We start from the raw sequence: 25,546 nt of genomic DNA, 5'->3' as shown, positions 1-25,546 counted from the left end.
TAATAAAACGTTTTAAGGCCTCGAATCCCCTTTGTTTCATACTTAGCCCGCGAAAAACTAATCGTCTATATAATGAAGAAAGAAATAAAAAACGAGCGATGCGCTTACGCGCATGCTCGTTATTTGTTCACTTAGTTAGTATTGTTTTGAAGCCGTATATTTTGCAGCATCTTTAATCAATTCGAATTTCTTATTGCCCTTCTTTAAACCCGCATCTACTGTTGTATCTATCGTAACCCACTTGCCGTCGAGGTAGACTTCATTCCATGCGTGGTAGACATCTACATATGTCGATTTTCCCATCATCAGCTTCGTGGGAATATCCAAGCCGCGAAGCATCCCCGCAAACAAAGCTGCATAACCGTAGCAAATATCTTTTTTTGATTTTAAGGTACGATCGATGTTCGGAAGGTAATCCACCGAAAGATTAGCCGCCAATTGATGATCGTAATTAATGTTCGTGATAATAAAATCGTAGACAGCTTTTACTTTCTCCATATCTGTCTTTTTATTTTTCGCAAGCTCTTTTGCTTTCACAATCGCGCTGCTTGTATTTGTCCAACTGATATTTTGAATAGAGTTCAAGTATAATACCTTGCTGTCCTTCAAACTAAGCGTAACCGTTTGTTTACTGACCAGCTTGTATTTACTACCTGATGTATTCTCTAAAACCGAAATCGTATATTGTCCGTTTCCGAGCTGCAGAGGGAATTGCTCTAATGTTTTCCCGGAGGTCAGGTTATAGGTATAGTTCGTTTGGCCCTTAGCAACCATAAGTTTTGTTTTCACTTTGGCATTAACGGGGTAATCGATCGCAATAACACCGTTACTAAGATGAGACGTATCCAGCCAGTCTGAAGCCGCTGCTTCACTTGCATTTGCTGCGGTGGCATTTATCGACGCGAAAAGTACAAATGCCGCGATTATGCAAATAAATTTACGCATGAAAAAAACTCCTTTCGGTAGCTGGCTGCCATCTTCAGGAAGGCCCTTTAGCTTTGCGTCCCTACCTTTCGATAGGTTTGCCATTATCGTTTGAAGCTTCATCAACACTAATATTAGTTCTAATATACCATATGAATCTATCAAATCAATACGAGTACTTAAAATTTTATCATATTTTGGTAGTTTTTCAGATTTGTTGCGGCAGCGCTCTCCTCTAAATACAAAAAGAACCGCCGGCAGCTGACTGCCGTGCGGTTCTGTTATTTCATTTTTATTCGGCGGAACGTTGATCTCTCATATGAGGGAACAAGAGTACGTCGCGAATGGATGGCGCATCCGTAAGCAGCATGATCAACCGGTCGATACCGATTCCAAGCCCGCCTGTTGGCGGCATGCCGTATTCAAGAGCGCGGATAAAGTCTTCATCCATCTCATGCGCTTCATCGTTGCCATGCTCGCGTTCAACCAGCTGCGATTCGAACCGCTCACGTTGATCGATCGGATCGTTAAGCTCCGTAAAGGCGTTGGCATGCTCGCGCGCCACAATAAATAGCTCGAAACGATCTGTAAACCGCGGATCCGTCTCGCTCTTTTTCGCAAGAGGAGAAATCGCGACGGGATGTCCGGTCACGAAAGTCGGCTGGATAAGCGTGTGCTCGCAGAATTGTTCGAAAAAGGCATTAAGAATATGACCAAAAGTCATATGCGGGTCAACCGCGACCTTATGCTCCTTCGCCAGACGCTGTGCTTCTTCGTCACTCATCTCGATCCCAAAATCAACGCCGGTCGTTTCTTTAACCAGCTCGACCATCGAAACACGGCGCCACTGCGGAGTTAAATCAATCTCTTGGCCTTGATAAGTGATTTTCGTTGTGCCGAGTACTTCTTGCGCGATATGTGCAATGACGTTTTCGGTTAGCGCCATAATATCCTTGTAGTCGGCATAAGCCTCATACAGTTCAATCATGGTGAACTCTGGATTGTGCCGTGTCGAAATTCCTTCATTCCGATACACGCGTCCAATTTCATATACCTTCTCCAAACCGCCTACAATTAGACGCTTCAGATGCAGCTCGATAGCAATACGCATGTAAAGCTGCATGTCGAGTGCGTTATGATGCGTTTCGAACGGTCTGGCTGCCGCACCGCCTGCAATGGAATGCAAAGTAGGCGTTTCTACCTCCAGATAACCGCGGGAATCCAAATAACGGCGCATGGATTGAATGATTTTGGAACGGGTAATGAAGGTTTGCTGTACATCCGGATTTACGATAAGGTCAACATAACGCTGGCGGTAACGAAGCTCAACATCCTTCAGCCCATGATATTTATCAGGCAAAGGAAGCAGCGATTTCGTCAACACTTCAATATCATGCGCTTTGACCGAGACTTCGCCCGTGTTCGTTTTGAAAACGACGCCCTGCACGCCAATGATATCGCCAATATCCAGCAAATCAAATGCGGCAAATTTATGCTCTTCGACGGTATCCTTGCGAACATAAATTTGAATCCTGCCGCTCAAATCCTGAATCGTAGCAAATCCGGCTTTGCCCATTCCGCGTTTTTGCATAATGCGTCCTGCAATACGTACGGTAACAGCTTGGCCTTCCAGCTCTTCTTTGCTGTGCCCTTCATGAGCCTGTACAATTTCTTTGGCGTTATGTGTGCGTTCGAACTTGCGTCCGAAAGGGTCCACGCCTAGTCCTCTAAGCTCGTCTAGTTTGTCTCTGCGAATTTGCAAGAGTTCGCTTAGCTCCTGCTCATTGTTTTCATGTTCCACTACTTTCATCTCCTTGATCGTTCGGCAAGCGTAAGCGGCTGTGGCCGGATTGTTGCGATAAAAACTCGTTTTCCGATAAAATATAAGCCCTGTATTCCTATGAAATATACGTTCTTATATTTTAAACGTTCAAAAAGCTTCCCACAAGGAAGCTTTTTGATCCGCGCTTTGCAAACCTTATTTTTTGATATCGAGAATTTTGTATTGAATGATGCCGACAGGTACGTTTACTTCGACAACCGTTCCTTTTTTCTTGCCCAAAATCGCTTTGCCAACCGGGCTCTCGTTTGAGATCTTGTTTTGCAAAGGATCGGCTTCAGCTGTACCGACAATAGAGTACTCCATCGTATCGCCATATTCCATATCTTCAACCGTAACAATAGAACCGATGCTAACGGTATCAATATCAATATCATCATTATTTATAATACGCGCGTTGCGCAGCATTTTCTCAAGGGTAAGCACGCGGCCTTCGATAAATGCTTGCTCATTCTTCGCATCCTCGTACTCCGAGTTCTCGCTTATATCACCATAGCCGATGGCTACTTTAATACGTTCAGCAACCTCACGACGCTTGACCGATTTCAAGTTCTCTAATTCATCTTCGAGCTTGCGCAGCCCTTCTTGAGTCAGAATGATTTGCTTATCGTTCATCTTTCCGATTCTCCTGTCATGTGACTAATTTTTCATACCTTGTATGAATTCACTGATACCTAATATATTACGCTTCTTAATCCTCATACCTACTGTTGTTTGAAGCGCTCTTGATGCGTTCGTTATTTATATTGCACGATTATATTGCAAAGGTACCCTGAATGTCAATCAAAGCCAAACGACCCATTGAAACCGTTTCATTTTTTGAAAATGTAACAGAAGCCGCTGGATAGCGGCTTTTGTCGAATGGTGTCATTAACGACCGATTCAGGATCATGCTTATAACCGGTCTATGTGTATTTTAGTAGGCGACCTCTTCCACAGCGCCTGATGTTCCGCCTGCAGTTGAAGCAGATTGGAATTCCGCATCCTCTTCAAGAGACCGTACGTAGTTTTCCAAGATTGCTACCATCGGGTCACGGCCGGTTTCTTCCATAATGACATCTTTTACGCGAGCGCCGCCGGGGAGACCCTTCAGGTACCATGCTAGGTGCTTGCGCATCTCGCGTACCGCAACCGCCTCGTTCTTCAATGCCACTAAACGATCGAGATGCAAAATAGCGACTTCCAATTTCTCACGCGGCGTCGGATCACTAAGCAGCTCGCCATTCGTCAAATATTGAATGGTCCGGTAAAGCATCCAAGGGTTTCCTAACGCGCCGCGTCCGATCATCACGCCGTCGCAGCCCGTGTGATCCAGTAGGCGCTTGGCATCCTCTGGCGAGAAAACGTCCCCATTGCCTATTACAGGAATGGATACCGCTTCTTTGACATCTTTTATGATGTCCCAATTGGCCTTGCCTGTATACAATTGCTCGCGTGTGCGTCCGTGCACGCTTACGGCTTTCCCGCCGGCGCGTTCAACGGCACGGGCATTCTCAACCGCGTAAATATGCTGGTCGTCCCAGCCAATGCGCATTTTTACCGTCACCGGCTTCTGGACCGCATCCACAACGGACGAGACCATCTCATAAATCTTATTGGGATCGAGCAGCCAGCGGGCACCCGCATCGCATTTCGTTACCTTCGGTACCGGACAGCCCATGTTGATATCGATAATATCCGCGTTGGTCTGCTTGTCTACGACCTTTGCCGCTTCTACAAGCGACTCGCGGTCACCGCCGAATATTTGCAGGCTGAGCGGCTTCTCGCGCTCATCGACAAACAGCATTTCGAGCGTTCTTTTGTTCCCGTGTAAAATCGCCTTGTCGCTCACCATCTCCGCACATACAAGACCTGTTCCAAACTCTTTGGCTATCAAGCGAAAAGCAGGGTTGCACACGCCTGCCATCGGCGCTAGCACCACTCTGTTCTTCATCTCGATGTCTCCGATTTTCAGCATGTCGCTCCTTGCCCTTCTTCTAATTGTTTATTTTTCTTATCCCATAAGATATGCATCGTTATTCACGTGAATCAGACATTAATTCCTCGTAACTGATTCCTAGCGTTTTGGCTATATGACTTAGCAGCTTCGGATCTGTCTTCCTTGTTCCGCGTTCCAATGAACCGAGAACAGCTACCGATACACCAAGTTCCTTGGCCAGCTCCTGCTGAGTATAGCCCTTCAGCTTTCGAAAGGCTCTGACGCGCTGCGCCAATTGATTGTTTTCCATAACGTAATGCCTTCCTTTCCATCCAAAAGCGCCGCCTTTGACTCTGCGCTTACTTCTGCCTGCAGCCGATGCGATTGATCCAGAACATCATGCAGCGGCACAAGCACAAACGCCCGCTCCATCATGCGCGGATGCGGCAAAGTTAGTTCCTCTTGATCCATTCTGACATTATCGTATAGGAGAAGATCAAGGTCAATGGTTCTAGGTCCCCAACGTATTTGTCGAACTCTTCCTAATTGCTGCTCAAATTCCAGAAGCTGCCTTAGTAGTAATAATGGGGAAAGCGTCGTTCGCAAAGCGAGTGCCATATTGAGAAACGGCGGTTGATCCGTATAGCCTACCGGGTCCGTCTCATACATGCCGGATACTTTGCTTATCGCAATTTCCGGATGTGCGTCCAGCAGTCCAATCGCTGCAAGCAGCAGTTGTTCACGATTTCCCATGTTGGAACCTAATGCTATATAAGCCTCTGCCCCATTAAGCGGGTATTGTTCGTCCATCAGCGTCCCGCTTTCTGCGCAGCTCCACCGTTACTCCGTCAAAATGAATATCAAACGGCGGGTTCGGCTTGGTTACTCGAACCGTCACTTCATTTACCATAGTATAAACTTCCAGTACCCGCGTTGCAATGTGACCCGTTAAAGCTTCAATAAGCTTATATGGCGGGCCCTCCACAATCGTTTTTGCAAGAGCGTGTATTTCGGCATAATTGACCGTCCTGCTCAAATCATCCGTTACCGCGGCCTGCTCTAAATCGATATCCAGCTCGATATCCACGTAATATTTTTGACCGAGCTTGTTCTCTTCGGGAAAAACGCCGTGATAACCGTAAAACTTCATTCCTTTTATAATCATTTTATCCATGATCGTCACTCCCTCTTGCGATGCAGCCATTCTAATGATAAAAAAGCCGCTCTTAAAACTGCAGTTGCAGCTTAGCTGCGATATACGATCGCGTCCGCCATAATCGCGGCGCGTTTGATTGCCTTCACATCATGCACGCGCATCACCTGGCAGCCATAAGCGATTCCGAGAACAACGGTCGCTGCCGTCCCCTCAATAAGCTCGTCAACTGGCAGATTCAGCGTCTGCTTAATGAACCTTTTGCGCGAAGTCCCAAGAAGCACCGGATAACCGAGCGCCGACAGTTCAGACAGCCGACCTAGCATTTCTAAGTTGTCTTCATGGGTTTTGGCAAAACCGATGCCCGGATCAAGCCATATCTGGTCCTCTTCGATTCCTGCGGCTTGCGCCAAGCTTACGCTGCCTTGCAGATCGGCAAGCACATCCGGGACAAGGTCATTGTAGTCCCTTGCATGGCGGTTGTGGTTGATAATAACCGGGCATCTATACTCAGCGACAACCGCAGCCATGTTGGGGTCGCCCTTAAGACCCCAGATGTCATTGATGATATGGGCGCCAGCCTCTAAGGCTTGGCGGGCTGTCTCCGCTTTGTACGTATCAATGGAGAGCGGGATATGCGGCAGCGCCTGGCGCACCGCGCGAATGACGGGAAGGATGCGATGCAGCTCTTCCTCTGCGCTTACCGGTTCAAAGCCGGGACGTGTCGATTCACCGCCGATATCAAGAATGTCAGCGCCGTCCTCCACCATGGCTATGGCGTGTGCAACGGCAGCTTCTACGTTCGTATAGCGCCCCCCGTCCGAGAAAGAATCCGGCGTAGCATTCAAAATACCCATAATAAGCGTACGGTCACCCAATTCCAGCTTCGTTCCGCTTCCGAATTCATATGTCCTTTTACAAAAATCTGGTCTTTGATTCAATTTGCAGCCTCCGTTCTTCCCTATTTTCTTCTTTGAATGTCGCAGTTAACTATTGCCAATCCTATTCAACTCCCGTAGTAAGCCGGTATACCGCAAGCAGCTGTTTGGTCAAAGCCCCCGCTGCGCCGTCACTGACGACCCTGCTTTTTCCACTGGCATCCGATAATTTCGTGACGGGAACAAGCTCCTGAATCGAATTGGTCAGCCAAATCTCATCGGCCTCCTGCAGCATCTCCCAGCTGTAAAACCCTTCTTCCGTACGGCAGCCTTCTTTTTGAGCAAGCCTCAGCACCTGCTCACGCGTAACGCCCGGCAGGATGCCCGTGGAAATAGCCGGCGTAAAAATCACGTTATCCTTCGCAAAAAATAAATTGCTGACGATTCCCTCTGCCAACCAGCCCTCATAACTGAGCATCAGTCCCTCGGCTCCCGCAGATGCGTCGCTAGCCAGCAGTTCCCGCTTCGCAATAATATTGTTCATATAATGGAGAGACTTGTAGCGGACATCGCCTTCCGGCGTGTTTCGCCGCGTCTGCATAAGCCGCAGCTCCCGTCCGCGCATATGAACCGCATCATTGACGGGCGGCAAAGCTTTTACAAGCATCAACACATTCGGCTTCTCATAGTCGCCGGTTGGAAGGCCCAGCTCCGCTTCCCCCGCACTAACGGTCAGGCGCACATAACCATCCTCGAGTCCGTTCGCCGAGAGCAAAGCTTTCACCCACTCTGTAACCTGTTCGGCATCCGGCCGATACCGGATACCGAGCTGCTCACAGCCCGCGTGCAAACGGCTCAAATGCCGATCCAATAAATAAGGTGTCCCCTTATAGGTGCGAAATGTCTCAAATAAGCCCATGCCGTACAAAAAACCGTGATCAAAAACTGAGATCACGGCTTCGCTCGCATCCAAAACGGAGCCATTCAGTCCGATTTTCATCGCACTGCGCCCGTCCGGTTTTGCAAGAAATTACGAAGCATCGTGAGGCCATGCTCCGTTATTATCGATTCAGGGTGGAATTGTACGCCTTCAATCGGGTATTCCTTATGACGCAGGCCCATAATTTCGCCTTCGTCTGTTTCTGCAGTAATTTCCAAGCAATCCGGCAATGTCTCACGGCGCACGATAAGGGAATGGTAGCGCGTAGCAGTAAACGGAGAAGGCATGCCCGCGAAAATCGATTTTTCATCGTGATGGATCTCGGATGTTTTGCCGTGCATCAGCTTCTCCGCGCGCACAACCTCGCCTCCGAAAGCCTGTCCAATCGATTGATGGCCCAGGCAAACGCCGAAAATCGGAATTTTCCCTTTAAAATGTTCAATCAACGATAGGCTGATGCCTGCTTCATTCGGAGAGCAAGGACCTGGCGATATCAAGATATGATCGGGTGCCAGCGCTTCAATCCCCGCCAAATCGATTTCATCATTGCGTTTTACCGTAATTTCTTCACCAAGCTCACCCAAATACTGCACTAAATTGTACGTAAAAGAATCATAGTTATCGATTACCAGTATCATGTTAAGGCTCCCCCTTTATCCGGCTCTGCCGCCCGGTCATGCGCAACAAACCGCTCGCTGTACTGAATGGCCTTCCATAACGCCTTTGCCTTGTTTAAAGATTCTTTGTACTCCCGCTCCGGATCGGAATCGATAACGATACCCGCTCCTGCTTGAATATGAACAATCCCATCCCGCAGCGCCATTGTTCTAATAATAATATTAAATTCCATATCCCCATTGTAGTCAATCCATCCGAGGGAGCCAGTATAAGGACCGCGCCTTGTCGGCTCAAGCTCTTCAATGATCTCCATCGTACGGATTTTTGGCGCGCCGGTGATCGTCCCGCCCGGGAAAGTGGCCGAAATTACATCATAAGCGTCCTTGCCGCCGGCCAATTGGCCTTCCACCTGCGAAACAAGATGCATGACATGGGAATATTGTTCAATGACCATAAGCTCTTCGACCTTAACCGTGCCATAAGCAGAAATGCGGCCCAGATCATTTCTTTCCAAATCCACAAGCATAATATGCTCTGCTCGCTCCTTCTCGTTCGAGAGAAGTTCGTCAGCCAGCCGCCGATCTTCCTCTTCAGTGCGTCCGCGCCTCCGCGTACCGGCGATTGGCCTTGTTGCAAGCTTGCTCTCTTGAAGCTCAACCAAAAGCTCAGGCGAGGCAGATACGAGCTGGAAATCAGGACAGCGCAGAAAGCCCATGTAAGGCGAAGGGTTTACCAGTCTCAGCCATTCATAAAGCTCTTCGGGCGAGGCTTTCACTTCCTTGCTTTGCCTTACGGAAAGATTCACTTGAAAGACATCGCCTTGCTCAATATACCGCTGTATGCGGCGAACCGCCTCCATGTAGGCTTCCTTCGAGAATGGAGAAGTGATGCCAGAGAGGGAATCGACATCCATTTGCAGCTGGTCATCCTCAAGTAAAAGCTGCCGCTTCGCCCGAAGTAATGCCGCTTTTTTCTTCGCTTGTTCTTCATCAAACCAGGTTAACCAATAATCGGTCATGCCTTCGGCTTTCGATAAGGCACGTTCATAAGCATCACGCAGCGCTTCATCATCGGCACCGGGCTCGATCCTTGTATGGACGGAACAATACACCTTATCCTCCACATGATCAATGATCCAAAGCTCGTTTATTTGCATAAACAAATAATCCGGCATGCTCCGATCATCCAAGGCTACCTCCGGCAAGCGTTCAATAGAACGAATAATGTCGTAGCCCCAAAAACCGACGCAGCCGCCAATCCATTTCGGTCCATCCTCAACTCTTGGTCCGAGCAGGCCGCTCATCCATTCCCTTACGACTTCAAGAGGTTTTCCGTCCCAATGACGCTTGCTATGCTCCTCTAACGAATGAAACGCTACCGATTCGGCAGATAAGCCCTTGCCCCGTATGATCGCGTCAGGGTGCAAGCCCAAATACGTATAACGCCCGTCCTTGCCGCTCTCCAGTACAAAAGCATACGGCGAAGCATCCTGCCACACTTCTTCCCATGATGCGACACCTGCCCTGTTTTCCAGCTGGAAAGGCAGTTCCTTAACTAGCGGCAGCGTTGTAAACTTCCGTTCGGCGTGCCACCGAGTCCATTGCTCCATAGCGGTGACCATCACCTTCGACCCCCGATAACTTGACTTATTTTGCTCAGTATACAGAATAGCAAGGTAAAAAGAAAGCCTTCCATTCCGGGGAATGAAAGGCTTTCTGCTATAGGGAATAAAAATTAGTTTTCGAAGTTGAACAATGGCGTGGAAAGGTAACGTTCGCCGTTGCTTGGAACGATCGCAACCACACGTTTGCCTGCGCCAAGCTCTTTGGCAACTTGCAGTGCCGCGTAAATTGCTGCGCCCGAAGAAATACCGCAAAGGATACCTTCTTCTTTCGCTGCGCGACGAGCGTATTCAAACGCATCTTCGTTCTCGATTGTAATTACTGCGTCATAAATTTCACGGTTCAAAATTTCAGGTACGAAGTTAGCGCCGATACCTTGAATTTTGTGAGCGCCTGGTTTACCGCCGGATAGAATCGGGGAAGCTGCAGGCTCTACCGCGTAAATTTTAATTCCGTCAAAGTTTTTCTTAAGCACTTCGCCTGTACCAGAAATCGTGCCGCCCGTACCGATACCGGCTACGAATGCATCCAACTTGCCGTCAAGGGAGTTGATTGCTTCCACGATCTCAGGTCCTGTCGTTTCACGGTGGATCTTAACGTTCGCTTGGTTTTTGAATTGCTGCGGCAGGAAATAGTTAGGGTTCTCAGCAGCAAGCTCTTCTGCTTTGCGAACGGCACCGTTCATTCCCTCGGAGCCTGGCGTCAGTACTAGCTCTGCGCCGTAAGCGCGAAGCAGGTTGCGACGTTCAATACTCATCGTTTCTGGCATAACAAGGATAGCCCTGTAGCCTTTTGCTGCTGCTACGAGTGCTAGTCCGATTCCTGTGTTGCCGCTGGTAGGCTCAATGATGGTATCGCCTGGTTTAATGATTCCTTCTTGCTCAGCTACCTCGATCATGCTGATTGCAATACGGTCTTTTACGCTTGCGCCTGGATTTTGGTATTCAAGCTTAACGTAAACTTCTGCGCTGCCTTCAGGCACAAGACGATTTAAACGAACAAGCGGAGTATCACCGATAAGATCTAGAACGCTTTGCACAATTTTGGCCATGGAAATAACTGCCTCCTTATTCCGACTAATTCAGTTGGTTTTTTCACTAATTCCATCTTATCAATGTCTTGCATCCGTTGTCAATAGTGACTTTAACACTCAGCCGAAAACCTGACCAAACACAGTGTTATTCGGTTTTCATCGCATCATATTTAATCAGCAGCTTATCTTCCATTTCTGTCAGCGAGTCTGCACGCTCCAGCGCCAGTTGTTTGCGAACGGCTTCGTGCAGCCGGCTTCCTGTCAAATTCGTTGTCATTTGTCGTTCAATAAGACGAATAACCGCAAAGCCTCCGTCAACCTTCAGGGGACCGGCCATTTCGGCAATTTGCAACCGGCTGGCCGTATCCAGCATATCACGGTCATAGAAAGGATCATCCTCGTCAATTAAGCCGATATCACCGCCGGCATCCGCCGTAAAGGCATCAATCGAATAGGTTCGCGCCAGCTCAGCAAAATCTTCCCCGTCCGCAAGGAGCCCAAGCACGGTATTCGCTTCTCTTGACGTTTCGGTCATAATCCATTGCAGATGGAGCTGTGTACGCGCTTCAAATTCCTCCGGATGTTCAGCAATATAACGATCGACCTCTTCATCCGAGACATCGACGCTGCGAACGGTGATTTCCTCGAGCAGCAACCGGTAACGCAGATCTTCCTGTACCTGCTCCTTGTTCATGCCAAGCTGTTCCTGCATCACTTCATAATAGCGCGACTCGCTTTCGTAGCCCTCGGACAGCTTCTTCAGCTCCAGGCTCTGCTCTTCCGCCGATATGCTGAGCCCGGATGCCGCTGCCTCCAAATCGATCGCTTTGTGTACCATTAACGTGCGCAATACAGCTTCCCCATATTGCTTCTGTAGCTCGCTCTTCAGTTCAGCCGCCGTAATCATTACCTTGCCTACCCTGGCAACAACCCGCCGTCCGTCGGCCATTTCGGACGAATCCGCGCCTGGCTTGCCCGGGTCTGCCGGATCCTCCTCGCTGCCAACATTCGTTTGCGGCTGTTGATCCAGCTGGCGTTCATTCCCCGGCCACACTTTTATGACTACGACTACCGTCAAAACAACCATACATACGGCTTGAAGGATGACAACGGCCCTCAGCATCTCGTATTTCCTCATTCCCCTAATGCCTCCGATTAATGGATCGGCTTCGGTTTCGCTTGAGCAAGCAGCAGCTCCAGCTGGGCCCGTTCAAATGTATACGCTTCGTTGCAAAATTGGCAAACGACTTCCGCTTTTCCGTCTTCTTCGATAATTTGCTGCAGCTCATGCTCGCCTAGGCTTAGAAGCGTCTGCTCCACGCGCTCAGAGGAACAAAAACATTGGAACTTCAAATCCATCGTATCGTGAATCTGAAGCTCGCTATCACCGACGATCCGGCGCAGTATACCTTCAGGCGTTTCACCTTGATCAAGCAATGCCGTGACAGGCGGCATCGCGCCAACCGCTTGCTCGAGCCTTGTAATTTCCTCATCGGTTAATCCAGGCATAAGCTGAACGATAAATCCGCCGGCATGCAGTACGGAATTATCCGTATCGACAAGCACTCCCAGGCCTACCGCGGAAGGCGTCTGCTCCGAAACAGCGAAATAATAAGTAAAATCCTCGCCGAGCTCGCCCGAAACGATCGGAATACTGCCGCGGTAAGGCTCTTTCATTCCTAAATCCTTTGTTATATGAAGATGTCCGCTGCGTCCGACTGCTCCCGCCACGTCCAGCTTGCCTTGCGCATTGCTTGGCAGATGCACCTCCGGATGATCAACATATCCGCGAACTTCCCCGTCTGCGTTAGCGTCAACGACAATATGCCCAATCGGCCCGTCGCCCTTCACTTGAATCGTCAGCTTCTCTTGCCCTTTCAGCATGGCTCCCATGATAGCACCTGCCGTCAATGTCCGTCCTAGAGCCGCTGTAGCCGTTGGATAGGTGCCATGCCTTTGACGAAGCTCTTCAACAAGCTGAGTCGTGCAAGCCGCAAACACTCGGATTTTTCCGTTCCATGCCGTCCCACGCACCAGCACGTCCTTCAGCTGATTGTCCATCATAATCCCTCCTGATTGCGTTCATATATAATTCTTAATCCTTCAAGCGTTAGCAATGGATCTACCTCTTCTATCGTTTCCGATTCCGCGGCGATTAACTCCGCCAGACCTCCGGTAGCGATCACGCGAGGCGATACGCCGAATTCCGCACGGATTCGATTTACAATTCCATCCACCTGTCCTGCATAGCCGAAAATGATTCCCGCCTGCATCGACGTTACCGGATTGCGGCCAATGACGCTCTTCGGCCTCACCAGCTCGATGCGCGGCAGCTTAGCGGCGCGCTGATATAGCGCTTCAGTTGAAATGCCAATCCCAGGCACAATGGCGCCGCCGAGATAGTTGCCGCCTTCATCAATGTAATCGAAGGTCGTCGCCGTGCCAAAATCCACGACAATAAGCGGCGTACCGTATTTTTCGATACCGGCTACCGAATTCACGATTCGGTCCGCCCCTACCTCACGCGGGTTTTCATAACGGATATTCAATCCGGTTTTTACGCCTGGCCCTACGACTAAAGGCGTTTTACGTAAATATTTTAAGCATAGCTGCTCTAAGGTTCGCATTAAAGGAGGTACCACGGAGGAAATAATGACACCGTCCATCTGTTCAAGCTTTACGCCTGCATAATGAAACAGATTATGGATATTAATGCCGTATTCATCTACTGTCGCTGAACGATTCGTGCTTAGCCGCCAATGATGCAGAAGATCTTTTCCTTTGTATATGCCAAGTACGATGTTCGTATTCCCGACATCAATGACGAGGATCAAAGCGGCTCCCCACCCTTCTTCGCATTCAAATCCAAGCTAATATCCAGCGCATGGAAGGAGTAAGTCAATCCGCCTACCGAAATGACATCCACGCCACAATCTGCAATACCCTTTATCGTCTCTAGTGAAACGCCGCCGGACGCCTCAACAATGACATGAGGAGAGGTCGCTTTTATAAGGGATACCGAATCCTTCATCAACGCTGGGGCCATGTTGTCCAGCATAATGATATCTGCTCCGCAAGCCAGCGCTTCGCCCACCTGCTCAAGCGATTCCGTCTCGACTTCGATTTTCATCGTATGCGGAATTTTGCTGCGGGCGGCCTCAACCGCGGCGCGAATGCCGCCTGAGCCTTTAATATGATTATCCTTAATCATCACGGCATCATACAAACCAAACCGATGATTGGCTCCGCCGCCTACGCGCACCGCGTATTTTTCCAGCATACGGTGACCTGGCGTTGTTTTGCGCGTATCGACAAGCCGAACCGGTAGCCCCTCAAGCGCATCGACAAAAGCGCGAGTCTTGGTCGCTATGCCTGACAGCCTTTGCATCAAATTAAGCGCAAGGCGCTCACCAATGAGCAAGCTGTGCGTGCTGCCCTCCACTGTAGCGATCACGGTTCCTTTACTCACGCTGTCACCGTCCTGCACATTCGGAAGGAATGCAAGCGATGGGTCTACAACCTCAAACACAAGCTTCGCAATCGGAAGCCCCGCGATAATGCCGCTTTCTTTGACATGAATAACCGCCTTCGAACGCGAATCCCTGGGAATCGTCGTCTCCGTCGTTATATCTCCGCTGCCTATATCCTCAGCCAGCCAGCCGTGGATTTGCTCGCGAACTGCTGCATCATAACCGCCTGCCGTCCATTCATACATCCTCTATTCGCTCCTCCGTCAATCCATATAGACGGTGCAACACCGTATGCTTTCTCCACATCGCATCGTCGCGTACCGGGAAATCCTCGCGGTAATGCGCACCGCGGCTTTCCTCGCGCGAGAGCGCAGCTTCCGTAGTTAGCAGCGCGCACGTTAGCAAATTAGCAAATTCATACTCTTCGCGCTCTGTAAGTATCGATTGATAAATTGGCAGCTGCCGCTTCAATTCCTCAAGCCCTTTTTCAAGACCCTTGGCATCTCTCCGCAAGCCTGCATACCGCACCATAATTTTTTGCAGCTTAAGCCGTCTCTCTACGACTGCCTGTATCGGCGTGCTGCTGCGTTCGGTTTCATTCTCGATAACAGGCTGAACCGAATGGCTTGGAAGCTCGTCAATTCGCTTTACGATTCTTCTCCCAAAGACAATCGCTTCGGAGAGCGAGTTGCTGGCAAGCCGGTTCGCTCCGTGTACGCCGGTTGACGAAACTTCTCCGCAAGCGAACAAGCGCTTTATATTCGTTTCCCCATTTAGATCGGTTTTCACTCCGCCCATCATATAATGCATAGCCGGCGCAACCGGTATCCAGTCCGAGGTTAAGTCTAGTCCATATTTCAAGCAATATTCATATATAGTAGGAAAACGATGCTTGACCATTTCCGCTGATTCATGCGTAATATCAATATAAACAAAGGTCGACTTCGTCTCTTCCATTTCGCTGACGATCGCGCGCGCCACGACATCCCTTGGAGCGAGCTCCAGCTGCTCATGATAACGATCCATGAAGCGTTCTCCCTTAATATTGCGAAGATACGCCCCTTCACCCCGTACAGCTTCCGAAATCAGAAATCTCGGTGCACCCGGATAACAGAGCGAGGTTGGATGAAACTGAATAAACTCTACGTCTTGTATGTAAGCGCCCGCTCGATAAGCCATTGCGATACCGTCTCCCGTTGCGACTTCAGGATTGGTTGTATACCGGTACAGCTGACCCGCGCCGCCTGAGCTGAGAATAACCGCTTTCCCCTTAACGAATAACCGTTGACCGCCAGGCTTTTGTACGATGGCACCGCAGCAAACGCCGTCCTGCGTAACCAAATCGATGACGAAATGGTCATCCCAAACTTCGATTTTCGGGTTGGCAACCGCCGTTTCGGACAAAGCCCGTACAATTTCGAAGCCGGTAGCATCGCCATTGGCATGCAAAATACGCCGCTGGCTGTGCGCGCCTTCCTTCGTAAGCGCAAATTCGCCATTTTCCAAATCGAACTGCGTGCCCATTTGGATCAAACGGCGAACGCCTTTGGGCCCTTCGTGAACGAGTATATCGACGGCTTCATTCGAGCATAAGCCCGCGCCGGCTATAAGCGTATCCTGCCTATGGTATGCTGGCGAATCCTCGTCCGAAATCACGGCGGCAATACCGCCCTGCGCATAACGCGTGTTGCTGTCCAGCAGCGATTTTTTCGTAATCATTAGGACCGAGTTGTTTTCACTTGCCCGTATAGCGGTAAAAAGACCGGCAATGCCGGCCCCGATAACGATCACATCTTTTTCAATAACAGGCAGCTCATTCAGCTGCACATCAACTAAATATCTGGGAATCATCATGGCTCCTCCAAGGGTAAACGGCAAAAGCCGACCTTTTGCTGGGCTGCTTATGTTTCATAATGAAAAATAAACACATAAAATAAAGGCGTAGCTTAGCGATTCTTATATTTTAAGCATAGGAGCAGCGCCTATTACTTTACGAGTAACATGCGCTCCAAGGATAAACGGGCTTGATCCGCAACATGTGGCGGTACATAAATTTGAGGCTGCATCGTCTCTAACGCTTTCACGAGTTTCTTCAAATTATTAACCTTCATGTTAGGGCAAACCAAATATTTAGATGCAAAATGGAACGTTTTTCCTGGGCTGTCTAAACGCAGCTGGTAGCCTGTACCATCTTCCGTACCTACGATAAATTCTTGGCAATCCGATTCTTTACAATATTTTATGATAGCAGTTGTGCTGCCTACAAAGTCGCCTAGTTCAACAACTTCCGGACGGCATTCAGGATGTACGACAAATTGCGCATTCGGGTATTTTGCTTTCATTTCTTCCACGTCTTTAACCGTAAGCATATCATGCGTATTGCAGTAACCTTCCCAGATAATCATTTTCTTATCGGTATGCTGCTGCACATAATGGCCCAGGTTTTTGTCCGGTACCCAAATAACCTCGTCACCCTCAACGGAATTGACGACTTTAACCGCATTCGCCGACGTACAGCAGATGTCAGTCTCCGCTTTGATTTCAGCAGACGAGTTGATGTAAGTGACGACCTTCGCATTCGGATGCTGAGCCTTCAGCTTACGCAGGCCATCCACGCTCACCATGTCCGCCATCGGGCAGCCGGCACGCTCATCGGGAATAATAACCGTTTTGTTTGGCGCCAAAATCTTTGCGCTCTCGCCCATAAAATGAACGCCGCAAAAAACGATGACTTCGGCATCGGTTTGGGCTGCCTTCTGCGCAAGCAGGAAGGAGTCCCCTCGGAAATCGGCAACCTCTTGAATTTCATCACGCTGGTAATAATGGGCTAAAATGATAGCATTCCGTTCTTTCTTCAACTGTAACAACCGTTCACGCAGCTCTCGGTTTTGCTCCGCCTTGCGTTCCAGTGCCAGTGCTTCCACAGTAGATCCTCTCCTCTTATGAGGGATGGGGGATTATGCCCATTCCGTTATACGGCAAGCACAACTTTGTGAATTGATGCACAAACTTAGAAAGTCGCTTACCTATAGTTTAAACCAAAAGGGATAAATTCATTTGATTAAGTTTTAATTTACACGCGGTGGATGCTACTGTCAATGTATTAAAGGCCATTTTAGGGCAGCAAGTCAAAATTAATTATTTTGCAGGCCGTCTCCGGGCAACCTTCGGCGAAAACGAGCCTTTTATTGCAACGTACAAGGTTAAACAGGGCCTGTGCGCTATGCTCTTTTATAAATAGAAAAGGTCTCTCTCCGTTTTGGAAAGAGACCGTCGATCAATTAACGCTTCGCAGGATCGTAAGGCTGCCCAAGCGCCGATGGAGCATTCGAGCGGCCGACAGCGCCAGCTAGAACGATGAGCGTTAAAATATAGGGCAGCATGTAGAAAAATTCAGCCGGAATTTGCTGTGCGAACTCAAACCGCTGCATAAAGCTTCTGAGCGCCTGCGCGAGTCCAAAGAACATCGCCGCGCCAACGACGCCGAGCGGGTTCCACTTGCCGAAAATCAGTGCCGCGAGCGCGATAAAGCCTTGACCGGAGATCGTGTTATGCGCAAAGCTGCTTGTCGTCGTCAACGTGATCGTTGCACCGCCAAGACCCGCCAGCGCGCCGCTGAGCAGGACGCCAATGTAACGGTATTTCGTTACGCTGATGCCCACGGTGTCCGCAGAACTTGGATGCTCGCCAACCGCGCGCAGACGCAAGCCGAAAGGCGTACGGAACAAGACGTAGTAGCTGATAAAAGCAAGCGCGATAACGATATAAGTCGTCGGATAGGCAGTGAAAATCGCTTTTCCGAGCAATGGTATATCCGATAAGAAAGGAATCTGCCACTTGTGGAATACATTTTCCAAAAGCGGCGTTTGACCTGATCCCGCATATAAGCTTTTGGTTAGATAAAGCGACAAACCGAGCGATAGGATATTAATAACCACACCCACGACGGTTTGGTCGGCCCGGAACGTTATCGTTGATAACGCATGCAATAAAGAGACAAGAACCCCGTAGATACCCGCAGCAATAAATCCGATCCATGGCGACACATTGCCCATGCCTGCCTGTATGGCGTATTCGGTAGCGACTGCCGCAGCAAACGCGCCGGACACCATTAAGCCTTCCAGACCAATGTTAACGACGCCCGAGCGCTCGGAGTACATCCCGCCTAACGCCGCAAAAATGAGCGCGGTGGAGAACACGAGCGTAGTATTAATAAGCTGTCCAATGACATCGAGTACGTTCATTCTACACCGCCTCCTTCCGCTTGCTTGCACGTTTATTTAGAAAAGGCTTCAAGAACCACTTCACTAATCCATGCGAAGCAACGAAGAAAATAACGGCGCCTATGACGATCCGCACGACCTCGGGAGGTACGCCGGCGCCAAAGCTCATGCCTGCCGAGCCGTAGCTAAGCCCGCCGAATAAAATGGCGCCAAGGAGTACGCCAATCGGCGTATTTCCGCCAAGAAGGGCAACCGCAATGCCGTCGAAACCATAACCCGGCGAAGCGGCCATAACGGTCTGATTGCCGAAGACGCCCAAAATTTCAAAGACGCCGCCGAGTCCTGCGAATATGCCGCTTATAAACATCGATTTGACCATCGTGACGTTGACGTTCATACCCGCATACTGAGCGGCATCCGGATTATGGCCGACCGCACGAAGTTCATAACCCTGCTTCGTGCGCCAAAGCACGATATAGAACAAAATGATGCAAAGGATGGCAATGAAGGTTCCCCAGTGCATGCGGGCGTTGTCCATCAATTTGACGAGCCAGTCAATTTTCATCATCGCAGACTCGTGAATCGGCATTGATTTTTGCTGACCTTCCTCAACAAGGAACTTCGCAACGATAAAATTGGATAGGAAAAGCGCAATCCAGTTCAGCATGATGGAAGATATAACTTCATTCACGCCGCGCTTTGCTTTCAAGTATCCCGCTATGCCTGCCCATAACCCGCCGAAGAGAGCACCAGTAATTACAGCCAACGGAGCATGAATGTACCACGGCAAATCGAGCAGCACGCCAATAATTGTCGCCCCGGTCATCCCCATTACAAACTGGCCTTCTACCCCGATATTGAACAGTCCGGTACGGAATGCAAACGATACCGCAAGTCCGGTAAAAATCAGCGGCGTAATCGCACGGATCGCTTCGCCTATGTTATAAGGGGAACTAAACAGCCTATCCAGCAAAGAAGTATAGGCTAGGATTGGTTTGTACCCGCCTGCAAGCATCGCAATAGCCCCGACGATAAGACCGAGGATAATGGCCGCAACCGGTATGAGGATAGACGATTTATTAAAAATTTTCTTCAAAGTATCCATTTACGCTATCCTCTCCCTTCCGCTGCAGCTGCGGCAGATTTGTTTCCTGCCATCATAAGACCAAGCTGCTGATCGTCTCTGCGCTCTGCATCAACCTCACCCATCAGCCGGCCCTCATACATGACCGCGATGCGATCAGACAAGGCATACAACTCATCGAGCTCAAAGGACACAAGCAAAATGGCTTTTCCTTCGTTTCGGGCTTGAACTAACCGTTTATGCACATATTCAATGGCGCCGATATCCAGTCCGCGGGTCGGCTGCACGGCAATCAACAAGTCCGGATCCTTGTGCAGCTCACGGGCGATAATGGCCTTTTGCTGATTCCCGCCAGACAACGCACGAGCATGCGTATGGATGCCTGATGACCGAACGTCAAATTCCTTTACAAGCTTATCGGACAGCACATCCATTGCTTTATAATCAATAAACATCGAGCTTCCGAACTCCGGTTCGAAGTAAGTGTTCAAAATCATATTTTCGCTGACACTGAAGTCGAGCACTAAACCATGCTTATGCCTGTCCTCCGGAATATGGCCTACGCCGGCAACCGAGACTTGCCGGGGTGAATGATTGGTCATGTCGTGGCCGTTCAGCTTCACGCTACCGCTATCGACCTTGCGCATTCCCGTGATCGCATAGATGAGCTCGCTTTGCCCATTGCCGTCAACGCCCGCTATACCGACAATTTCGCCGGCCCGGATATTAAAAGTAACGCCATTCAAAGCATTTTTGCCCTGCTCGCCTTTCATGTGCAAAGCATCCACCGATAAAATAACCTCTCCCGGCTTTTGCTTCGTCTTCTGAACCTCAAAGGAAACGTCACGGCCAACCATTAGCTCCGCAAGCTGCTGCTCATTTGTTTCTTTCGTCGTAACAGTCTTGATTACCTTGCCGCGCCGTATAACGGTTACAGAGTCAGCGAGCGCCATAACCTCTTTTAATTTATGCGTAATGATAATGATCGATTTGCCTTCCGCAGCCAGGTTGCGAATAATCTCGATTAGCTCTTCGATTTCCTGAACGGTCAAAACGGCAGTCGGCTCATCAAAAATAACGATTTCCGCTCCGCGGTATAACGTTTTTAATATTTCAACGCGCTGCTGCATGCCTACCGTAATATCTTTAATTCGCGCCTGAGGATCCACTTTAAGACCATAACGTTCGGAGATGGTCCGAACCTTCTCATTTGCAAGCTTGTAGTCAATTTTCAACCCTTTTACGGGCTCGTTTCCAAGTACAATATTTTCCGATACCGTAAACGGCTGAACGAGCTTAAAATGCTGATGCACCATGCCGATGCCAAGATCAATGGCCTTCGATGCACCCTCAATAACAGTCTGTTTTCCGTTAATCCAAATTTCGCCCTCGTCCGGCTGATAAAGGCCAAACAGAATATTCATAAGCGTCGATTTCCCTGCGCCATTCTCGCCTAGGAGCGCATGGATTTCGCCTTTTTTCAATTCAAAATTGATGGAATCGTTGGCAACGAGCCCAGGAAACCGTTTTGTAATTCCTTTTAACTCTACTGCTGTTATGCTCCGGTCCATTCCTTATCATCTCCCCGGTTTTACCCCTATGTAAACACGAATCGCAAATTAAGAACCCTATAAGCTAGAAAACTCATAAATTCTTCATTTGAAAAAAGAATAAGACCGGCCGAAGCCGGTCTTTGTCTGATCCATCGACGAACGATCCTCAATCAAAGGATACCAATGAATGATGAAAACTATTCAGTCGGTACTTTAATTTCGCCGCTAACGATTTTTGCTTTGTATTCTTCTACTTTAGCAAGCACATCAGCAGGAACGTTCTTTTCGGATGTATCCGGCAAGCCTACAGCATCATCTTTCAAACCAAGCTCTTGCGTCGTACCGCCTGCAAAGTTTCCAGCGATCAAGTCTTTCGATACTTTATGAACCGCTGCTTCAACGCCCTTCATCATCGAGGTAAGCGTAATTTCATCTCCGAATTCGAGCGATTGGTCTTTATCTACACCGATAACCCATACATCGTCGCCATTATCCTTACGGGCTTTGGCTTCGTTGAATACACCGTTACCTGTACCGCCAGCCGCGTGGAAAATGATGTCCACTCCGCCGTCATACATCGTTGCTGCAGCCAATTTACCAAGATCCGGCTTACCGAAATCGCCTGTATAGTCTACCTCAACCTTAGCATCCGGTTTAACGGCAGCAACGCCTGCTTTAAAGCCTGCCTCGAACTTTTTGATAACCGGAATTTCCATTCCGCCTACAAAGCCGATTTTGTTTGTTTTGGTCATCATTCCCGCAACAACGCCAACCAGGAATGAACCTTCATGCTCGGCAAAAGTAATGGAAGCCACGTTTGGCGCTTCGATTACGCTGTCGATAACAGCCAGCTTAGCATCCGGGTTTTCTTTCGCTACTTTGCTTAGCGCGTCATTGAACAAGAATCCGATACCCCAAGTCAGGTTGTAGCCTTCTTTAACGAAGCTGTTCAGATTCGGCTCCATATCGGCTTCGCCTTTACTTTCCAAGAACTTAGTAGCAGCGCCCGTCTCAGCCGTTACCGTCTCAAGAGCCTCCCATGCGCTCTGGTTGAACGATTTGTCATGCACGCCGCCTACGTCAGTAACCATGCCGATCTTAAAATCTTTGCCTGTGCCGTCGGATTCGACTTTGGTACCTTCATTCGTACCCGTGTTTGCTCCGCCCTCATTGTTATTCTTCGCTCCGCAAGCCGACAACACTAGTGTCAGCGCGATCATCATCACAAGCATAAAGCTAAATGTTTTTTTCATGCGTGTTCTCTCCCTTGCCCTGAGTTTTGGTGATGCCTTGCAACCCCTGTTTACCTTCTTATTCTTGCTGATCCTGGCCGCTATTATTTCATTATAGTTACAAAAAAATAAACGTCAATGTTTTAATGTAAGGTTATGTAACATAAAATCATTGATTCTATTTTAATGTAAAGTTCATGTAATATTCGACCAAAAAATATAAACCATTATGTTAGCTTTTTTGTTTTTTCGCTAATGGTTTATACCCGTATTATAGGCTAAATCCGAACATTAATAAAGGAAAAAAATAGTCGTCCCGCTACTCCTTATAAGTAGCAAGACGACTATAACCAATCATTAATATCAGATATCTACTCTTTTTTGTCCGGATCTTCCGAGCTGTCGCGTTTCTCAAGAACTGGGTCTTTTACTTCATCCTGGTCATGAGTCTGGATACGCACCTTCACATCGCCAATTGTTTCTACAATCGGTTCAGCAGTCGGTTCGACAGTTGTCGCAGTTGTGTCGGAAGATGAACTGCCGTTCAAAGAACCCGTTTCAACTAGTCGTTTGATTTGCTCGAGTTCAAGCGTTTCCTCGCTAAGCAGCGTTTGAGCAATCAAATGCATTTCCTTGCTCTTCTCTGACAATAGCTTCTTCGCACGATCGTAGCAGCCCGTTATGATAGATTGCATTTCTTGATCGATCTCGTAAGCAATCGCATCCGAATAGTTCTGTTCATGACCGATATCGCGGCCTAGGAATACTTGCCCTTGCGAGCTGCCAAATTGCATTGGTCCAAGCTTGTCGCTCATCCCGTATTCCATAATCATAGCACGTACGATGCTGGTCGCTTGTTTAAAGTCGCTGTAAGCGCCTGTTCCGATCTCCCCAATAAACAGTTCTTCCGCAACACGGCCTGCAAGCAAGCCGGTAATTTTATCAAGAAGCTCCTGCTTGGTTACAAGCATGCGATCTTCCTTCGGAAGCATGATGACGTATCCGCCGGCACGACCGCGCGGAATAATCGTAACTTTATGAACCATATCCGCATGCTCCAAGAAGTAGCCTGCAATGGTATGTCCCGCCTCATGGTAAGCGACGATCCGTTTCTCGCGATCACTAACGACACGGCTTTTCTTCTCCGTCCCGACAATGATCCGGTCAATGGCATCATCAACCTCAACCATAGCGATATCTTTCTTATTGCGACGAGCAGCCAAAAGCGCTGCTTCATTTAGTAAGTTTTCAAGGTCAGCACCGCTGAAGCCAGTCGTACGCTTTGCAATAACTTCAAGCTTAACGTCCTTAGCAAGCGGCTTATTGCGAGCATGTACTTTCAATACTGCTTCGCGGCCTTTCACATCTGGGCGATCAACTGTGATTTGACGGTCAAAACGGCCTGGACGGAGAAGGGCTGGATCCAGAATGTCCGGACGGTTTGTTGCCGCAACGATAATAATGCCTTCGTTAGCGCCGAATCCATCCATTTCAACAAGCAACTGATTGAGCGTTTGTTCACGTTCGTCATGTCCGCCGCCAAGACCGGCGCCGCGCTGACGGCCTACCGCATCAATCTCATCGATAAAAATGATACATGGTGCATTTTTCTTCGCATTCTCGAATAGATCACGTACGCGGGATGCGCCGACACCGACGAACATCTCTACGAAATCAGAACCGGAGATACTGAAGAATGGTACGCCAGCTTCCCCTGCTACTGCACGGGCAAGCAAAGTTTTACCTGTACCCGGAGGACCCACAAGCAATACGCCCTTCGGAATACGTGCGCCTACTAAATTGAACTTCCGCGGATCCTTCAAGAAGTCGACAACCTCAACGAGCTCTTGCTTCTCCTCGTCGGCGCCTGCAACATCCTCGAACGTAATCCGTTTCTTCTCATTATCGTAAAGCCGCGCTTTGCTCTTGCCAAAGTTCATCACTTTGCCGCCGCCGCCCTGCGCTTGATTCATTAAGAAGAAGAACAGGACAAAAATGATGACAAACGGAATAATGGAGGTGAGGAATGTGAGCCAAATGCTCGGCTGATCCATTTCCTTACTCTCTAGCTTAAAGCCAAACTGCTCCTGCCAAGCGAGGATCTTCTCCTCTGCTTTGACGCTGACCCTCGATACGAATTGATCGCTTTCTGCGCCTGCAGGCTTTGTATTATATTTACCAGAAACAAAATAAGTTTGATTCTCATACTTAACACTCAGTTCTTTAACATTGCCTGATTCAACCGCAGCGCGAAGCTCGTCATATCGCAATCCAACTGTCGTGTCATTTTGGCTGCTGATAAATTGAAAAATCCCAACGGTCACCAAAAAGATAATTAAATAAAAACCAGTATTACGGATGATCCGATTCATCCCCAACCTCCTCTCAGACGCTTAAAATATTTTACCATATCATGACTTTCCATAACAATAGAGGCATACGGAGAAGGGCATGTACGGGTGAATCGCTGCTATTTTTCATAGACCTGCGGTTTCAAAATGCCAATATAAGGCAAATTGCGGTATTTCTCCGCAAAATCCAGTCCATAACCGACAACAAACTCGTCCGGCAGCGTAAAGCCTTTGTAATCCGCTTCCAGATCAACTGTGCGGCGCCCCGGTTTATCGAACAAGGTCACAACTGTAACCGACTTCGCATTTCGACGTTCTAGAACATCAATTAAATAGCTGAGCGTTAGCCCGCTGTCGATAATATCCTCGACGATTAGAACATCGCGGCCTTCGACCGAAACATCTAGATCCTTGATGATTTTGACAACGCCGGATGACTTCGTGGATTGTCCGTAGCTGGACACGGCCATAAAATCAATTTCAAGCGGTACTGTTATTTCCTTGACCAAATCGGCCATAAAAATAAACGCGCCTTTCAAAACACAAATAACGAGCGGATTGCGCCCGCCAAAATCTCTGCTCAGCGTTGCACCAAGCTCTTTAACCTTCTCACCAATTTGCTGCGCGTCATACAATACTTCTTGAATATCGTTCTGCAAAGTAGAAATCCCCCTACGCCTTAACTATGTTTATGAGTGTACCAGTGC

The 25,546-nt window shown here is 48.8% G+C and carries 24 protein-coding genes and 1 riboswitch; all 24 genes read right to left on the bottom strand.

Going from position 1 to position 25,546, the window contains the following annotated elements; translation table 11 throughout:
- Positions 1-135: 135 nt before the first annotated feature.
- The 24 genes from ACN6MW_RS14485 to hpt all read right to left on the bottom strand — a co-directional run bounded on the left by ACN6MW_RS14485 (position 136) and on the right by hpt (position 25,498).
- A complete protein-coding gene (locus tag ACN6MW_RS14485) occupies positions 136-945 on the bottom strand; it encodes a transglutaminase-like domain-containing protein (RefSeq protein WP_419875997.1) in 810 nt (269 codons plus the stop codon).
- 13 nt (positions 946-958) lie between these two features.
- Positions 959-1,037, bottom strand: a riboswitch (cyclic di-GMP riboswitch).
- A 179-nt stretch (positions 1,038-1,216) separates the two neighbouring features.
- Complete coding sequence (gene lysS / locus ACN6MW_RS14480; RefSeq protein ID WP_419875996.1) at positions 1,217-2,725, bottom strand: lysine--tRNA ligase; 1,509 nt, start codon at positions 2,723-2,725, stop codon at positions 1,217-1,219.
- A 177-nt stretch (positions 2,726-2,902) separates the two neighbouring features.
- Positions 2,903-3,379 (bottom strand): transcription elongation factor GreA, encoded by a 477-nt coding sequence (greA, locus tag ACN6MW_RS14475; protein ID WP_053373331.1) that lies wholly within the window; start codon positions 3,377-3,379, stop codon positions 2,903-2,905.
- 301 nt (positions 3,380-3,680) lie between these two features.
- Complete coding sequence (dusB, locus tag ACN6MW_RS14470; protein ID WP_419875995.1) at positions 3,681-4,721, bottom strand: tRNA dihydrouridine synthase DusB; 1,041 nt, start codon at positions 4,719-4,721, stop codon at positions 3,681-3,683.
- Positions 4,722-4,779: 58 nt separating this feature from the next.
- A complete protein-coding gene (locus ACN6MW_RS14465; protein WP_364154641.1) occupies positions 4,780-4,992 on the bottom strand; it encodes a helix-turn-helix domain-containing protein in 213 nt (70 codons plus the stop codon).
- Entirely contained in the window at positions 4,944-5,492 is a 549-nt protein-coding gene (folK, locus tag ACN6MW_RS14460; RefSeq protein WP_419875994.1) for a 2-amino-4-hydroxy-6-hydroxymethyldihydropteridine diphosphokinase, read from the bottom strand. The genes ACN6MW_RS14465 and folK overlap by 49 nt, the downstream gene beginning before the upstream one ends.
- Positions 5,470-5,856, bottom strand: coding sequence for a dihydroneopterin aldolase (gene folB / locus ACN6MW_RS14455; protein WP_419875993.1), 387 nt, complete (start codon positions 5,854-5,856; stop codon positions 5,470-5,472). Before folB ends, folK begins: the two co-directional genes overlap by 23 nt.
- A gap of 71 nt (positions 5,857-5,927) precedes the next feature.
- Complete coding sequence (gene folP, locus ACN6MW_RS14450) at positions 5,928-6,776, bottom strand: dihydropteroate synthase (RefSeq protein ID WP_419875992.1); 849 nt, start codon at positions 6,774-6,776, stop codon at positions 5,928-5,930.
- A gap of 61 nt (positions 6,777-6,837) precedes the next feature.
- Positions 6,838-7,713, bottom strand: coding sequence for an aminodeoxychorismate lyase (pabC, locus tag ACN6MW_RS14445; RefSeq protein WP_419875991.1), 876 nt, complete (start codon positions 7,711-7,713; stop codon positions 6,838-6,840).
- A complete protein-coding gene (pabA, locus tag ACN6MW_RS14440) occupies positions 7,710-8,291 on the bottom strand; it encodes an aminodeoxychorismate/anthranilate synthase component II (protein ID WP_419875990.1) in 582 nt (193 codons plus the stop codon). Before pabA ends, pabC begins: the two co-directional genes overlap by 4 nt.
- A complete protein-coding gene (locus ACN6MW_RS14435; RefSeq protein ID WP_419875989.1) occupies positions 8,288-9,892 on the bottom strand; it encodes an anthranilate synthase component I family protein in 1,605 nt (534 codons plus the stop codon). The genes pabA and ACN6MW_RS14435 overlap by 4 nt, the downstream gene beginning before the upstream one ends.
- Positions 9,893-10,005: 113 nt before the next feature.
- A complete protein-coding gene (gene cysK, locus ACN6MW_RS14430) occupies positions 10,006-10,944 on the bottom strand; it encodes a cysteine synthase A (protein ID WP_364154660.1) in 939 nt (312 codons plus the stop codon).
- A gap of 127 nt (positions 10,945-11,071) precedes the next feature.
- Complete coding sequence (locus ACN6MW_RS14425) at positions 11,072-12,064, bottom strand: peptidylprolyl isomerase (protein ID WP_419875988.1); 993 nt, start codon at positions 12,062-12,064, stop codon at positions 11,072-11,074.
- Between the two features lie 17 nt (positions 12,065-12,081).
- Positions 12,082-12,987, bottom strand: a complete 906-nt coding sequence (hslO, locus tag ACN6MW_RS14420) for an Hsp33 family molecular chaperone HslO (RefSeq protein WP_419876351.1) — start codon at positions 12,985-12,987, stop codon at positions 12,082-12,084.
- Complete coding sequence (locus tag ACN6MW_RS14415) at positions 12,987-13,760, bottom strand: type III pantothenate kinase (protein WP_419875987.1); 774 nt, start codon at positions 13,758-13,760, stop codon at positions 12,987-12,989. Before ACN6MW_RS14415 ends, hslO begins: the two co-directional genes overlap by 1 nt.
- Positions 13,757-14,641, bottom strand: coding sequence for a carboxylating nicotinate-nucleotide diphosphorylase (nadC, locus tag ACN6MW_RS14410; protein WP_419875986.1), 885 nt, complete (start codon positions 14,639-14,641; stop codon positions 13,757-13,759). Before nadC ends, ACN6MW_RS14415 begins: the two co-directional genes overlap by 4 nt.
- Positions 14,634-16,247 (bottom strand): L-aspartate oxidase, encoded by a 1,614-nt coding sequence (gene nadB / locus ACN6MW_RS14405; protein WP_419876350.1) that lies wholly within the window; start codon positions 16,245-16,247, stop codon positions 14,634-14,636. The genes nadC and nadB overlap by 8 nt, the downstream gene beginning before the upstream one ends.
- Positions 16,248-16,381: 134 nt before the next feature.
- The gene (gene nadA / locus ACN6MW_RS14400; RefSeq protein ID WP_419875985.1) at positions 16,382-17,320 is read right to left on the bottom strand and encodes a quinolinate synthase NadA; all 939 of its coding nucleotides are present in this window, start codon (positions 17,318-17,320) and stop codon (positions 16,382-16,384) included.
- Positions 17,321-17,677: 357 nt separating this feature from the next.
- A complete protein-coding gene (locus ACN6MW_RS14395) occupies positions 17,678-18,640 on the bottom strand; it encodes an ABC transporter permease (RefSeq protein ID WP_419875984.1) in 963 nt (320 codons plus the stop codon).
- 1 nt (position 18,641) lies between these two features.
- Entirely contained in the window at positions 18,642-19,724 is a 1,083-nt protein-coding gene (locus tag ACN6MW_RS14390; protein ID WP_419875983.1) for an ABC transporter permease, read from the bottom strand.
- A 5-nt stretch (positions 19,725-19,729) separates the two neighbouring features.
- The gene (locus tag ACN6MW_RS14385) at positions 19,730-21,274 is read right to left on the bottom strand and encodes an ABC transporter ATP-binding protein (protein WP_419875982.1); all 1,545 of its coding nucleotides are present in this window, start codon (positions 21,272-21,274) and stop codon (positions 19,730-19,732) included.
- Positions 21,275-21,453: 179 nt separating this feature from the next.
- Entirely contained in the window at positions 21,454-22,509 is a 1,056-nt protein-coding gene (locus tag ACN6MW_RS14380; protein WP_364154688.1) for a BMP family lipoprotein, read from the bottom strand.
- Between the two features lie 350 nt (positions 22,510-22,859).
- Positions 22,860-24,860 (bottom strand): ATP-dependent zinc metalloprotease FtsH, encoded by a 2,001-nt coding sequence (gene ftsH / locus ACN6MW_RS14375; protein ID WP_364154691.1) that lies wholly within the window; start codon positions 24,858-24,860, stop codon positions 22,860-22,862.
- A 98-nt stretch (positions 24,861-24,958) separates the two neighbouring features.
- Positions 24,959-25,498 carry a hypoxanthine phosphoribosyltransferase gene (gene hpt, locus ACN6MW_RS14370; RefSeq protein WP_364154694.1) on the bottom strand — a complete coding sequence of 180 codons (540 nt, stop codon included), beginning with the start codon at positions 25,496-25,498 and terminating at the stop codon, positions 24,959-24,961.
- Positions 25,499-25,546 lie beyond the last annotated feature (48 nt).

The sequence above is a fragment of the Pristimantibacillus sp. PTI5 genome, from assembly GCF_048572955.1.
Classification (GTDB): domain Bacteria; phylum Bacillota; class Bacilli; order Paenibacillales; family Paenibacillaceae; genus Pristimantibacillus.
This window is presented reverse-complemented; position numbering and strand designations above follow the sequence as displayed.